Source organism: Psychrobacter sp. P11G3, from assembly GCF_001435845.1.
GTDB lineage: Bacteria > Pseudomonadota > Gammaproteobacteria > Pseudomonadales > Moraxellaceae > Psychrobacter.
This window is the reverse complement of the sequence record NZ_CM003596.1, coordinates 993,970-1,008,516: the sequence shown is the minus strand read 5'-3', so window position 1 is coordinate 1,008,516 and position 14,547 is coordinate 993,970. Positions and strand designations below refer to the sequence as shown.

Sequence of the window (14,547 nt, the reverse complement as noted above, 5' to 3'; positions counted from 1 at the left end):
AATGATGAAGGCTACTAAACCTCTTCATCCATTCTCGATGATCTATCATATTCTGACCAAGTAGTGGCATTGATGTCTTTTTCATCGAAGACTACGACATGCTCTAGCAACGGTAGAATGCCAATATGCGAGCCGATTGCATGATTATGATGGCTCGCAACCAAGGATAAGACAGTCTGTCCGTCATCTAACTGCAATCGGTACAAATAGTTGGCACCGCGAAACACACGCCCGATAACTAAAGCTGTCTGCGTACTATCATCATCATGAATGATGTCATCAGGGCGCACGAGTACTTTGATCGGTGTGCCATTTGGATAATCATACGCGCAATATTGTGGTTGTCCTGATTCATCATAGACTTCCATGCGACGATAGATATTCCCTAGCGCCGTCTCAACATGACCTTCTTTGATAATGCCGTCTATCATAGCGCCTTCGCCTACGAACTCTGCAACAAAAGGACTGACAGGCTCATGATACAGCTCGCTTGGTCGCGCCCACTGAACCAATCGTCCTTTATCCATTACCCCTACTTTATCCGCTAGCGCAAACGCTTCATTTTGATCATGAGTGACCAAAATCGCGGTGGTATTGGTACGCTTGAGAATATCACGGACATTCATTGCTAGTGATTCACGCAGTACTACATCTAGATTAGAGAACGGCTCGTCAAGTAATAGTAGTTTTGGTTTTGGGGCGAGCGCTCTTGCGAGAGCCACGCGTTGCTGCTGACCCCCAGAAAGCTCATTTGGGCGTTTGTCTGCATGTTCAGTTAATTCAACTAAGCTTAGCATCTCAGCCACACGGGCTTTTTTGTCAGCAGTTGACCATTTATTGAGACCAAAGGCGATGTTCTTTGCCACGCTTAAATGACCAAAAAGAGCATAGTCTTGAAATACCATGCCCATGCCACGCTTGGCTGGCGCCACTGCAAATGATTGACGAGCTGTCTTTTCAGTTAGGCGCTGATTATTTAGATAGATAGTGCCGCCACGACTTTGCTCCAATCCTGCAATAGCTCGAAGTGCTGTAGTCTTCCCGCAGCCGCTATAACCTAAGAAGCAACCAATCTCGCCTTGTTCTAGCATCAATGATAGGCCATTGACAACGATAGTATCATCATAGCCTACGATGAGATTTTGCACACTAAAATAAGGATCTGTCGCGATATGTTTCTCAGTATTTTGTTGTGAGGTATTGCTTTGTTCTGCAGTTTTATTCGGCTGAACTGGATTGATTCTATTTTGTGACAGTGGTGATTTTGCTACAGGCATGTGATTAGCCCGAGCCTTTTCTGACTTAGAATTTGTAGAGTCGTTCATTGAATCAGTGTACATAGACGGTACCAGTTCGCTATTAGTAAGTAAAACCATCGATAAAACAGAGCAAATTATAATATAACTGACACTACGAGTGTGCTGTTAAACTTATGCCAAATTATTGCTATTAGCTTCGTTGCTATTAGCTATGTTTGTCGCTTTGACGCAGTAATATCCAGACAGGGAGCAATCCAACCAGTACGATTAGCAAACTCGGCAATGCGGCTCGTCCCCACATACCTTCGCTCGTCATTTCAAACACTCGTACTGCAAGCGTATCCCAGCCTTGACGCCGTGTCATCAGCGTAATGGGCATCTCTTTCATCACTTCGACAAAACCCATCAATAATGCAGTCAATACACCAGGGCTAAGTACAGGCAGCATCACATGACGCCAACGCTGATAAGGACTGTCGCTAAGTAATTTTGCAGCAGCTTCTTGATTAACTGTCAATCGTTGCAACTGTCTGTCAACAGGCTGAAAACTCACCGTCATAAAACGTGTCGATAGCGCCAGTAGCATAACAATGACACTGCCAGAGAACACTTGCTGTGAGGTGATACCAAACGCAATCATTTGATTATCAAGCCACGCAATAGGTATAAATATCCCTACCGCCAACACAGTCCCCGGTACGACATAGCCCAAATTGGCTAAAGTGGTCATTAGCTTAGTCGATTTATCAGGATACTGCCGTTTGATCCACGCAATAATAATGGCCAAAAAGGCGATAAACAGCGTGGTCATACTAGCAATCATGAGGCTGTTGGTGACAAAATCAATGTAACGCGCATCAAAATCTTGGCGAAAATTCAGTGCTGTCCAATAGATAAGCTGCAAAAAAGGTATTAAAAAGGCAACTAAAAAGATCAGCGTACACAGCAGTGTCATTGCGAGTTTGGCAGGTTTGCTAGCGTCAAAGCGCTGGCTGCTACCTTGGGTAAGTGAGCTACCACGCTTCGCTTGCCAATACTGCTCAAACAATACCACGATAAATATCACACCAATGAGCAAGGCTGCTAGCTGAGCCGCTGTGGTTAGACTAAAGAAACCAAACCACGCCTTATAAATGGCGGTAGTAAAAGTATCGACATTGAATACGGATACTGCACCGAAATCTGCTAAGGTTTCCATACTAGCTAGCAACAAGCCGCCAATGATCCACGGTAATGCTTGCGGTAGCGCCAACCGAAAAAATACACGGCTACGACTCAAACCTAGCATTTGCCCCGCTTCTATCGCTCGTCTGCCTTGTGATAAAAATGCCTGACGCGCGAGCAAGTATACGTAGGGGTAAAACGCCAACGATAATACCAAGCCTGCGCCCCATACATTCCTTATCGACGGTATAGCAGTACTGATACCAGAATCGCGTAAAGCTGTCTGTAGCGGCCCACTAAAATCAACAATGCCGATAGTGACAAATGCCAACACATAAGCAGGGATGGCAAGTGGCAACATCAATGCCCACGAAAAAAAACGCTGGCCAGGGAAACGATACATACTAGTAACCCAAGCCAGAGCAGTACCAATAGTGCCCGAAACGACAGTCACCATTAGCAATAAAATCGCCGTGTTTTTGAGCACTTGCGGCAGTACATAGTCTGCCATATGTGTCCAAATCTCTGCCACTGGCTGAGTCCACGACAGCAGCACGATTAAAATCGGTACTAGCATAAACAACGAAATCAGCCCTAAGACTGATTTCGAGATAATACGTTTACGAAGGGCGTGGTCTTGGCTGACAGTCTGCTGGTCGTTAACACCGTCATTGACAGTATCATTTTGACTAACAGACGCATCTGGCGTTGTGATCATATTATCATTACCGTGTCATACGTATAGAGACCTTGTAAGCTTGTACCAACCTCAAAAATCGTCATTACCTGAATAACTGATCTGTAACGACTAACCTTTGAACCTATTCTTTAAAAGCTGTTGTTTAAAAGCCGTGCTTTGAGAACTATTGTCTAAAAGTTATGATTTTAAGATTGGTATCAGTATTACTGGCGATCCCTTATTTATAACCCGCTTTATCCATCATTTGGATAGCTTGAGTTTGTAGTTCACCGAATTTCTGTACATTGATATCGTCTTTTTTGAACTCGCCCCATGATCTGAGCATGTCTGACTCATCGATACCTACTTTTACTGGGAATTCTTTGTCAGAGCTAGCATAGAGACCTTGTGCCTCATCAGATGACAACCACTCTATCAGTTTAAGCGTACCATCTGGATTGTCCGAACCTGCAACCACGCCAGCGCCTGAGATGTTTACGTGCGTACCAGTCGTATCTTGGTTTGCCCAAAATATCTTAACAGGGAAGTTTGGTTTTTCGTCCAACAAACGACCATAGTAGTAGCTATTAGCAATACCCACTTCACACTGACCAGCAGCGATAGCTTCTAGCATCGCAACGTCATCACTGAACACGTCAGTCGCTAGGTTATCAACCCACCCTTTAATAACCGCTTCGGTCTTCTCTTCGCCCAAATGCTCCATCATGCTAGCAACAAGCGATTGGTTATAAACCTTCTTAGAGGTGCGTAAGCATAGTTTGCCTTTCCATTTTGGATCGGCCAAATCTGCATAAGTAGACAACTGGTCGGCAGTGACTTTGTTTGGATCATAAAAGATAGTACGTGCACGTAGTGACAGACCTGTCCACTGACCTTTTGGATCACGGTATTTTGCAGGGACGTTAGCTTCTAATACAGTAGACGATACTGGCTGTAATAGGCCTTGCTCTGCAGCCTGCCATAAGTTACCAGCATCAACGGTCAATAGCATATCAGCAGGAGTATTCTGGCCTTCAGCTTTTAGACGCGCCATCAAAGGCCCAGTTTGATCTGTAACCAGTTCAACTTTTACACCTGTTTGCTCAGTATAGCGATCTAACAATGGCTTAATTAGCTGCTCATTACGTGATGAGTAGATAGTAATTGTCTGACCATCAGCAGTCGTAGCTTCGTCAGTTGCTGCTTGCTGCTCAGCACCTGTTTCTGTTGACTCTACTTCTACGCTCTCTTCTGTGGTTGAAGAATTACTACAACCTGCCAAACCCAACATCATGCCAAATACGGCTGCAGGTAAGATAAGCTTCGTAGAGGTTAGATTCGCGCTGATAGCGTTCAATGACATGGTTTTCCCCATAGTAATGCTATAAAAAAGTAAGATGTATAGTGAGACAAAATAACAGTGATTATAACGATGACTTGCTAAGCGTTAGCAGTAATCAGGCCATAATATATCAAAGCAACATACTAATGGAAGTGAGATTAATTATCAATACATTTGTTTAACTGGTAAATATACCTGTGATTAGTCTTGAACATTGATTTTTAAGAACTATTTTTCACCAGTTCTTTCAATAATTTGGTCTAGCGACGCGTTTTAGTGTCCATCTAAAGCAACCATTGCCCTAAGATCGCATTGACCGCAGCTTCTGTACGTAAGATACGAGAGCCTATATGTACAGGCGTGCAGCCTTGAGCTGACAACAGCTCTATCTCATAATCAATCCAGCCACCTTCAGCGCCTATGCAGACTATACTCGGTAGCTGTCGTGATGGTTGCTGTTGTAAAAACTCAGAAAAAGACTGCTGACTATAAGGATGCGCGACAATCGCTCGACTGTTCATTAGGCTTGCCAGTGTGTCTTCAACAAATGGCTTAAAACGTTTTTGTAGCGTAATACTAGGAACGATTGTATCGATGCTTTGCTGTAGGCCTTCTAATACAAACTCGTCTATCCGCTCAAGCATTGGGCTTTGCCAATAACTTTTTTGGGTACGGTAACTATTTATAAGAATGATATCGCGTACACCAAGCGCTGTCATATCCATAATTAAACGCCGTAGCACTTTAGGACGCGGTAACGCCAAAATAACAGTCAAATCCAATTTGGCTGGCGGCACAGTATTGAGCTGGACGTTACCTAGCTGAATGCTGTCAGAGGTAATATCTTCGATAACAGCCGTACCAAGGTTACCGCCTATTTGGCCAATTTTAAGCGTATCACCGACTTTTGCGTCTAGCACTTTAGTCACATGGCTGACTTGAGACAAGGCATCGATTTTTGCTGCGTTTGCTGAGAAATTTTCAGCGGGCAATAATATACAGTTCATAAGCTATCTTGGTTAGAAGACATCTCGATTGCGTCTTCAATCATAGTAAATTGGCGGGTCAATACCGCTTGCTGCTGTATCGTCATTTGCTCGCCAGCCTGCCCTGCCCCTGCAGCCAATGACAAATTGCTCAGCCAAGTCGCCAACTGCGTATAGATACTCACAGCGTCTTCACGGTTATAAGCTGTTTTCTTACGAGAAGTTTTTTTGTTCGCCTTTAACTGATCATCACTGACTATCTGTGCATCTGTACTACTTGCGCGATTTGACTCGATTTGACAATAAAAATCATTACTTGGCTGATATAAAGCGCCTACGCTAGCCAATTTGTCTATCACGCTTTGGCACGACTGAGTGTAACGCCCCATTAGTACAGGCGTGGCCACACTAGAAGGCTCCACTGGATTATGCCCGCCAATATCTACCAGTGAGCCGCCCACAAATGCTACATTTGCCAATGTATACCAAGTCATCATCTCACCCATGCTATCTGCTAGATAGACTTGCGTATCTGCACCAATTGCTTCCCCCTCACTGCGCCGAGCCATATTTAACCCAGTTTTCTGAATGAGTTCTGCTACTGCATCAAAACGCTCAGGATGCCTAGGGACGATAACAAGCAACGTATCTGCTAATGTGGCTTGCGACAGTAGTTGCTGCTGCAATGACAACGCTGCTGCCTCTTCGCCATCATGAGTACTCGCAGCTACCCACACAGGACGATCTGCTATACCAAAATCTGCTCGCAGATCAGCTTTCTTACTATAAATACGGTTATCTTCTACCGCTTGGTCATCAGTTTTGGACGCATTGATTACCCACTTTAATGAGCCTGCCACGCGAATTTGGGCGCTACTAGCCCCTAGCTGCCTAAAGCGTTTAGCAGAGTCGCTGTCTTGCGCAATAATTAAGGAGAGGTTTTTCATCATGCTGGCGCTAACTGCACCAATTTTTTGATAGCTCTGAAAAGAAGAAGCAGATAGTCGACCGTTGACTAGGATACTTGGAATACAGTGCTGGGATAATTTGGTCAAGATATTTGCCCATAACTCTGTTTCTACAAACAGTGCAGCGATAGGCTGTACATGCGTTAAGAAAGTCTCGATAACAGCAGGGCTGTCGACTGGCACATAGCTATGACTCATCTGACCTTGAGCTATCTGTTCTGCGAAACGACTGGCGCCACGAGCAAAACCTGTCTGAGTCGTATTGGTCAACCATATCTGATAGCCATTAGCCAATAACATATCTAATAAAGGCGCGACCGTATTGGTTTCGCCTAATGAGACTGCGTGGCACCAAATTACCCCTTTATCGCTATCAGCACTGACCACTGGACGCGGTGGATACTGCTTACCAAAACGCTGATCGATTTCCTGTTGATAGTTGTCGTTTTTATGAGATCGACGCCATACTTGTAGATGGTATAATGGCTTTAGCAGCCCAATAAGAGACTGATAATATAAAGGTGTCTCGTGTACCGCTCGACTAGGCGATGATACAGGGTCAATTGGATTTGTAGAGTGGTCAGACGGGGTATTAGATGATGGCATGGAACAGCCCAAATTAGTTATAAATCAAACAATAAAAGGGTAAAGGTAGAGCGCGCTAATTCTACCTGAATTTAAGCTGTAACAATAAGCTTTTAAAAAGTTACTGAGTAAATAGTTATCAGATAACGATTGTTAAATAATGATTATTATCAATAAAGCGACTGCGATGATTGCGCCAATTAACAGCTGATAACGCTTGGTGCTATGCTGCTCTTGCTTCTGTGTGGTCAGCAGCATTTCTGCTTGCTGCCATTGCTGCACTAAATTGGCCGCTTCTGCATGACCATTATCTGCCGCTTGCTCTAACCAGTATCTACCGCTATCTATATCTTGAGATACCCCTACTCCTTGGTAGTACATTTTACTGAGTAGACGCTGAGCACGGCTGTCATTTTTGCTGGCGGCTTGATTGATCCATTCTACGCCAGATTTTTTTTGGTTATCGCTGTCCGCTGTCAAACCTTCATCTAACAACTCATACATGGCCAAACGTAGCATAGCCGCTGTATTACCATTTTCAGCAGCCGCTTGTAGTATTAGAAGCGCTTTGTTTTTTGCCGTGTTGTGATCATTTGAAAATATAACTTGGCGACGAGGCTTGTTCTGCTTGGCAATATGCTGCTCGAACTGATCCAGTACTTTGCGTGCTTGCAGATACTGGACATCACCAGTTGGTTGTGGCACCGTTATCTCATCTAATTCTATAAGCAGTTGCGTAAACATCTCTGGCGTTGATGTATTCTTTACAGATGACGTAGGCTTGGCTGTTGGCTTCATTACTTTAGTCAGCTCAGGCTTTATTGGACTCTCAGACTCAGGAGGTACTACGCTTGCTTGCAACTCAGGTACAGTGTCAGACATAGCAGATGGAGCTGCGAGACTTTCACTATCAGTTACAACTATATTGGCTTGGTTACGCTCAGCTCCTATCGACACTTCCTCTGGCTTGTTAAGAGGAGCATTTAATTGACTAGTACCGACATGCGTATTTAAATCTACGCTCGGAACAATGCTTTCAGTGATTTGATGAGTCGTTGCTTTATGCGCTGTTAATTCAGGCACTGAATGAACGTCGTTACTTAAAATAGTTGGTAGTCTAAGGCTAACCGCTTGATATAACCCACTATCTACTTGCCCGCCTTGTACTGCGTCAAACTGCCGATCAATATGACCAAACAGACGCAGCCCTATTGGCTCTAGTGCAAAAAATAAGCGCTCTTTAACCCCACCATTATCATAACCAACAGCCATATGCTGATAAAAATCATCGGTGATCAACGTTAGCTCAGGGTAACGTTTACGCAGCTCAAACTGACCATACCAATGTGGCTTGCTTTGCCACTCCTGCGCCAATACACGACCGGCATAAAACGCCAAAAATACCATAAAATTACGATAGCGTTCATCGACCAGCAGCATCGTCTCATCCCATATACCGCTCTTAATCATATCTCGGCGTACTTGAGACAATAGCGTATCGATACGCTGTAAACTCTCAAGCGAATCGTCTAGCGTACAAGCGCGCAGCTCAGTTTCGTAGGCGATACCGCCTGCAATAGAACGCCCAGCCAAGAAGTCTTGCCAGTAGCCTTCTGCAATATAGTCCAGTGGCGTTAAAGGTGATGCAGACATAAACGGGAGTGACCTCTTTACAGATAGATAAACCAAAAAAGCATAGGCTATAAGATTGCTACTATTACTAAAATAATAGAACGGTACTGGTAGATTACCTTACCTTAAAAGTTCGAGTGCTACAATAAAGGACTGAACAAGCGCACGACATTGTCAAACAAGCGTTTTGATCCGTGACGCTGTTGCCACTCATCACTATCTAGGATTCGGCAGTTTTCTAAATAGACTTCCTGACAGTCCGCTACTTGGGCGACCATTTCTGGCGTATAAATCGCCAAACTGACTTCCATATTTAAATAAAAGCTGCGCATATCAATATTGACGGTGCCAAATAGACAGTAGTCATCATCGATAACCACTGTTTTTGTGTGTAGCAAACCACCTCTAAACAAGGCAATCGTTACTCCAGCATCCAACAACTCTTGATAATAAGCCTGAGAGGCATGCTGTACCAGAAACGAGTCAACCTTTTCAGGAACAATAATCGTCACATCAACGCCGCGCTTAGCCGCTATCGTCAGCGCACCCGATAGGGACTCATCAGGGACAAAGTAAGGTGTGGTAATACGGATGCGCTTATTGGCACGATGAATCACAGTAACTAACGTATTGTAAATCACATGAGCCGTTAGCTGCGGTGCTGAAGGTATTAGCTGCGCCAAGACTTTGTCCACGACAGGCATCTTTGGTACGACAATCGAAGTGGCACCTACATCTGGCTGCTCATGATCATCAATCGTATCCGCCAATACCTTCACTCGGCTATTTAGATCATTGATGGTCGGATGCATCACATATAACTTACGAGTGTAGTTATTAACCCGCTGATGCAGCTCAGCAAGATTGTCATTACTTTCAGCACCGATGTCGGTAACAATTACCTTGGCCATCGCTGTATTGATACTAATTGAGTGCTGGCTAGTCGTTCGTAGCGCCACATCAATCCATTGACCGACATTTTTGTTTTGCTTAAAAAACCTTGGATCAACCAAATTAAAGCTGCCGATATAGCCAATATGTTCATCGATAACCACCATTTTACGATGATTGCGCAAATCAGAACGTTTAAATAATGTCTTAAACAACCCTACTGGCAATGACTGATGGACATAAACCCCTGCTTTTTCTAATTTGCGGTGCACGCTACTATTAATAAAGCTAAAGCTGCCCACACTATCAGCCAATATATGACACTCTACGCCGCGCTGAGCCGCTACAGACAGCGCCTCTATGACTTCTAACACCTGTCCTTTTGGATAGACAATATAAAACTCCATGAGAACAATACGCTGGGCGGCATGAATATCTTCAATCAAACGTTGAAAAATAGAAGCGGGATCCGTCAACAACTGCATTTGATGATTGGGAAATACGCCAAACCCTGTCCAGCGCGTTCCTATTTGGCTAACACCGCGGTAGTTGGCTGGTAATAAGTCCTGCCCTTTGTCAAAAATCAGATGCTCACGCCGTGCCATATCGTTCATCAAGATGCTGGCTTGATCTACGCGTTCACGATAGCGCCGTCCAATCATCGGCTCACCGAGCAGGATGTAAGCCACAAAACCAAATACTGGCAACGTGTAAAGCACAGCTACCCAAGCAATAGACACGCCAATATTGCGCTGCACAGAAACCACTCGCAGCGTCATTACTATCATAAGTACAATATGCAGCACCAGACCTAGACCCGCTAGGTCTCCCCAGGTCCAGCTCGTAAAAGTATCTTTAATAGTAAAAGTGTTTATATTGGCCTCCATCAACCGTGTTCAACGAATAAAGCATCCATAGTATAGTAGCTTTTCACCGCCAAACAACAAATAATGATAATAAGTGTATTTTTAGAAATGCTATATAATACATAGCTTTGAGTGCTATTTTTGATAGATTACAAGTCCGATTTATAATTATTTTCTAAAAACATTAAAATAATATTTGACACCCAACTGTAAATCTATATAATACACACCCACAGCAACGGAGCTTAGTGACAAACTTAAGAGCTCAGTTGATGTTGAATAAATTGCCTAGCAATTGTTCGAAGGGTGATTAGCTCAGTTGGTAGAGCGTCTGCCTTACACGCAGAATGTCGGCGGTTCGAATCCGTCATCACCCACCACTTCTTAGCAAGTGGCTAAACAAGCTAAGAGACCTAAGCAGCGGTAGTTCAGTTGGTTAGAATACCGGCCTGTCACGCCGGGGGTCGCGGGTTCGAGTCCCGTCCGCTGCGCCATATTTAAAACGAATTTAAACTGTTAAGTTTAAGCAAGTTTCGCCTCAAGCATTAGATTGTTTGGGGTTTTTTTGTGTCTATAAAACAACTCATTATTATAGCTTTCATGCTTTATGTCTTCTCGTTAGAAGTAGCTTATTCCTTATTATGATATACGACTTAAAATAATTAACAGACGCCTTATCTTGAAGAATGAGCGACTTCTTTAGCTTAACGTGGCAAAATGATAATTTGAGCACAGCTAATAAAACCTCCCAAACTTTAATCGCTATAACATACATAATGTTGATTAATGCAATAACAACAGGCTTATTAACAAGTGCAACAGATTCGTTAGGTATAGCACTATCAACAACTATAGCTATATTGTTTAGCAGTGTAGTCTCAATTAATACTATGATGATAAATACAGCACATACTGGTAGATTCAATTGATAAAAGTACTCAAAGGACAGCTATGTTCTGGATATATACATTACTCTTGTTGATGGTTCTAGTTGGTATTTACACTATCTCTGCACTGATTTTCGATTTTTACATACTAATCAATGCTAGAAGAATTTGGGCTGAGGTAGTAGAAGTTAATACTATTGAAAAATCAGTCTCAGGGCTAGAAGATTACAGTTTATTTACTTTGAGGATAAAGTATTCTTATACCGTAAATAGCAAAGAATATACTTCTACTAGTATCAATGCTTTTTTTGATTTTACTAGAGAAAGTAAAACGGATATTTTAGAAAATATAAAAATTACTGACAATCATATAAAAATTTACGTATTAAAATCATTTCCACAAATATCTATGACAAGCCCTCTCAAAGTAAACAAGAAAATCTTAGCTATTGCTATAACTATAGGTATCATCCTTCCAAGCATTTTGAGTTATCTTCTCATAGAGAACCAAACTATTTTTGATATATTATCAAGTGTTCTTAATTAGACTAACGTTAATACATGAAGAATTGTATTTTATTGGAAACGATAGTCATAGATGCATAAGGGCTCTCTCTGGGAGAGAAGTTTTTGATACATAATGATCTGAGTTATGAAGCTTACATTAGATTCTTGCTAAAATCCCTATTGTGGGTAGGACTCATATTTTTATTAATTGTTGGTTGATTATTATCATAGATACAATAGGCGCATGTTTCAGTGCTATGGACGTTGACTTATTCGGCTCACACTAGCGATTAACGCTACCATCACTACACCCATAATAATCAAAATACCAGACATCATGTGCGCTGCTTCATAATTGAGGGCCTCTACTTGCTCATATATAGCAATTGATACTACTTTAGTTTCGCCTGAGATACTGCCGCCTATCATCAGTACAACCCCAAACTCGCCAATGGTATGAGCAAAGCTCACCAAACTGCCCAAAATAATACCCACGCGCGCTTGTGGTAAAGCCACTTTCATAAAACGCCGCATACGACTGGGCTCTAAAAGATGAGCGACTTCCGTGACACTTTGCGGAATGCGCAAAAACTGTGCATAGACAGGCTGTATATAAAAAGGCAATGAGTAAATAATGGAACCAATGACCAGACCTTCAAAGGTAAAAATCAACGGGCTAATATTATGTTCACTCAACCATTTACCGATACCCACACTAGGACTGAGCAGTAACAGTAGATAAAAACCAATCACGGTAGGTGGTAGCACCAGAGGCATCGCAATGATGCCCATAAGCAGTACCTTAAGACGTCCTATTGCTTTTATACGACTCGGCTTAGCCAACCAGTAAGCGATAGGCGTTGCAAATAGCAATAGACATAAGGTAGTCACGCAAGCGAGCTTGATGCTCACCCAAAATGGACTGAGCATATCTGACATAAGAGACTGGTCGATCATATAATGTCACTGCTCGTTCTATGATGAGAGGGGTTAGTCTAACGTATTACTGGACGGCCAGATAGCCTGCTTGTAAGAAGTGCTGCTGCCCTGCTTTTGAGCGCAGATAATCGGTGAATTTTGCTGCTGGGGCTGTGTTATTGATAATTATGCCATCTTGTAAGATAGCTGGATAAGACGCTGGCAGCAAAGTAATAAATTGCTCAGGCTTGGCTTTAATCGCAACAAGCTGAGACTGTGCTACAAACCCATAGTCCACACTACCCGTATGCGCATATTGAAATGCTTGACCGATATTCTCTGACTGTATCAAACTTTTTTGAGCATTTAACTTACTATACATGTCTTGTGATTGCAGATAGGCTTTTGCAGACGCACCATAAGGAGCAAGGTCAGGGTTCGCAATAGCTACCTTGCTGTCCTGAGTAAAGTCAGCACTGATAAACACATCACCCAGCGATGTTGGCGTAAAATTGTTTAAAGGTTTGGTGACACTATAGAGTGCTAACTGACCTCTGGTATACGTAAAAGGCTTGGTTAGCTTACGCTCTTTACTAGTAACATCAGCTGAATTTTCATCAGCCAATTTAGCAGGGAAATCTTGATTGGCAGACAAGAATATATCATACGGTGCCCCTGCTTTGATTTGCGCATATAACTTGCCAGAAGAGGCATAAGTAACTTCAATATCTGAGATACTTGAAATATTTTGGGCAGATGAGCTGCTATCATCCTGATAGCTATCAATGATACTAGGGAGTACATCAGACAAGTTAGCAGCCGCAGCAATACGCAAAGTCTGGGCTGGTTCAGTGGTATCAGCAGCAAGCGCCGTATTGGCCTCTTTATCCTGCGTACAAGCACTTAATGCCAATAGCAAACACGCAGAGGTACTAATAGCAGCTAGAGGACTACCCATTGTTGCTGAGCCATTTAGACGAGTCGTCTTCGTAATACTCTTGCTTCCACACAGGAATGTCGGCTTTGATGGTATCTAATATCCAGCGGCAGGCATCAAATGCTGGACAACGGTGCGCTGACACTACCCCAACCCACACAGCCACATCGCCAATTTCTAGCGCACCGATACGATGTATCGCAACAGCATGCGTAATTTCAAAACGCTTTTTGGCTTCTTCTATAATGGCGCGGCCTTGATTGATGGCCAAATCCTCATAACCATAATAGGTAAGACGATCAACGCTCGTAGCGTTATTATGATTGCGCACTCGCCCTTCAAAACAAACAAACGCACCGCAGCTGTCATTATCTAACGTACTTTTTAGCCTATCTTCGTCTATAGCAATATCTAGTAGCGCAAAACCATCACGCTCAGCGATAAGGTAAGCTTCGTCAGCACTACGTTTGATGCTCATTGAATGATCGTGGACGTTGTCGGTCATTTTTCTTCTCTATTTATTATTTTTTCTTTGTAACCACTGAATAGCCACTGACAAAATGGACACTAGTAAACGCTTGTCTAACCACCAGCGACTGGCGTGATGAAAACTACGCTATCACCATCATTTATCTGGTCAGTCCATTTAGCAAAGTAGTCATTTACTGCGACTCGTAGCTCCGACTGTGGACGGCTAAAGCGATGCTTTTGACTAAGTTGTTCGTATAGTTCAGTTAGTGACGTATCCTGTTGCACGCTTACTGTCTCTTGCTGACAATTGGCCTCGTCAGCCAAACTGGCAAAATACATGACGTTAATATTCATCGTTGATTCGATATTAGTTGTCATATCGATAGCACTCATAAACCTCTCCATCTTATGCAAGCTTCCTTGCTTAGCATTTAGCACATTTTTATTAACTGATT

The 14,547-nt window shown here is 43.0% G+C and carries 12 protein-coding genes and 2 tRNA genes; 3 read left to right on the top strand and 11 right to left on the bottom strand.

Going from position 1 to position 14,547, the window contains the following annotated elements:
- Positions 1–14: 14 nt before the first annotated feature.
- From AK824_RS04245 to AK824_RS04215, 7 genes are all read right to left on the bottom strand, one after another.
- Positions 15–1,340: an ABC transporter ATP-binding protein gene (locus AK824_RS04245; RefSeq protein ID WP_197411817.1), complete on the bottom strand. Its 1,326-nt coding sequence runs from the start codon at positions 1,338–1,340 to the stop codon at positions 15–17.
- A gap of 124 nt (positions 1,341–1,464) precedes the next feature.
- Positions 1,465–3,141: an ABC transporter permease gene (locus AK824_RS04240; RefSeq protein WP_057759089.1), complete on the bottom strand. Its 1,677-nt coding sequence runs from the start codon at positions 3,139–3,141 to the stop codon at positions 1,465–1,467.
- A 199-nt stretch (positions 3,142–3,340) separates the two neighbouring features.
- Complete coding sequence (locus AK824_RS04235) at positions 3,341–4,465, bottom strand: extracellular solute-binding protein (RefSeq protein ID WP_057759087.1); 1,125 nt, start codon at positions 4,463–4,465, stop codon at positions 3,341–3,343.
- 263 nt (positions 4,466–4,728) lie between these two features.
- Positions 4,729–5,451 (bottom strand): 16S rRNA (uracil(1498)-N(3))-methyltransferase, encoded by a 723-nt coding sequence (locus AK824_RS04230; protein WP_057759086.1) that lies wholly within the window; start codon positions 5,449–5,451, stop codon positions 4,729–4,731.
- Positions 5,448–7,004 (bottom strand): 3-deoxy-D-manno-octulosonic acid transferase, encoded by a 1,557-nt coding sequence (locus AK824_RS04225; protein ID WP_057759083.1) that lies wholly within the window; start codon positions 7,002–7,004, stop codon positions 5,448–5,450. The genes AK824_RS04230 and AK824_RS04225 overlap by 4 nt, the downstream gene beginning before the upstream one ends.
- Positions 7,005–7,136: 132 nt before the next feature.
- The gene (locus AK824_RS04220; RefSeq protein ID WP_057759081.1) at positions 7,137–8,636 is read right to left on the bottom strand and encodes a tetratricopeptide repeat protein; all 1,500 of its coding nucleotides are present in this window, start codon (positions 8,634–8,636) and stop codon (positions 7,137–7,139) included.
- A 119-nt stretch (positions 8,637–8,755) separates the two neighbouring features.
- Positions 8,756–10,393 (bottom strand): cardiolipin synthase, encoded by a 1,638-nt coding sequence (locus AK824_RS04215; RefSeq protein ID WP_057759079.1) that lies wholly within the window; start codon positions 10,391–10,393, stop codon positions 8,756–8,758.
- 283 nt (positions 10,394–10,676) lie between these two features.
- Here AK824_RS04215 and AK824_RS04210 point away from each other — a divergent pair.
- The 3 genes from AK824_RS04210 to AK824_RS04195 all read left to right on the top strand — a co-directional run bounded on the left by AK824_RS04210 (position 10,677) and on the right by AK824_RS04195 (position 11,806).
- A tRNA-Val gene (locus AK824_RS04210) sits at positions 10,677–10,752 on the top strand.
- A gap of 37 nt (positions 10,753–10,789) precedes the next feature.
- Positions 10,790–10,866 (top strand) — tRNA-Asp (locus AK824_RS04205).
- Positions 10,867–11,323: 457 nt separating this feature from the next.
- Positions 11,324–11,806 (top strand): hypothetical protein, encoded by a 483-nt coding sequence (locus AK824_RS04195; protein ID WP_057759076.1) that lies wholly within the window; start codon positions 11,324–11,326, stop codon positions 11,804–11,806.
- Between the two features lie 215 nt (positions 11,807–12,021).
- Here AK824_RS04195 and modB read toward each other — a convergent pair whose 3' ends face one another.
- The 4 genes from modB to AK824_RS04175 all read right to left on the bottom strand — a co-directional run bounded on the left by modB (position 12,022) and on the right by AK824_RS04175 (position 14,485).
- Positions 12,022–12,723: a molybdate ABC transporter permease subunit gene (gene modB, locus AK824_RS04190; RefSeq protein WP_057759074.1), complete on the bottom strand. Its 702-nt coding sequence runs from the start codon at positions 12,721–12,723 to the stop codon at positions 12,022–12,024.
- 46 nt (positions 12,724–12,769) lie between these two features.
- Positions 12,770–13,642: a molybdate ABC transporter substrate-binding protein gene (gene modA / locus AK824_RS04185; protein ID WP_057759072.1), complete on the bottom strand. Its 873-nt coding sequence runs from the start codon at positions 13,640–13,642 to the stop codon at positions 12,770–12,772.
- Positions 13,635–14,126 carry a molybdenum cofactor biosynthesis protein MoaE gene (locus tag AK824_RS04180; RefSeq protein WP_057759070.1) on the bottom strand — a complete coding sequence of 164 codons (492 nt, stop codon included), beginning with the start codon at positions 14,124–14,126 and terminating at the stop codon, positions 13,635–13,637. Before AK824_RS04180 ends, modA begins: the two co-directional genes overlap by 8 nt.
- 77 nt (positions 14,127–14,203) lie before the next feature.
- Entirely contained in the window at positions 14,204–14,485 is a 282-nt protein-coding gene (locus AK824_RS04175; RefSeq protein WP_057759069.1) for a MoaD/ThiS family protein, read from the bottom strand.
- Between the last annotated feature and the right edge of the window lie 62 nt (positions 14,486–14,547).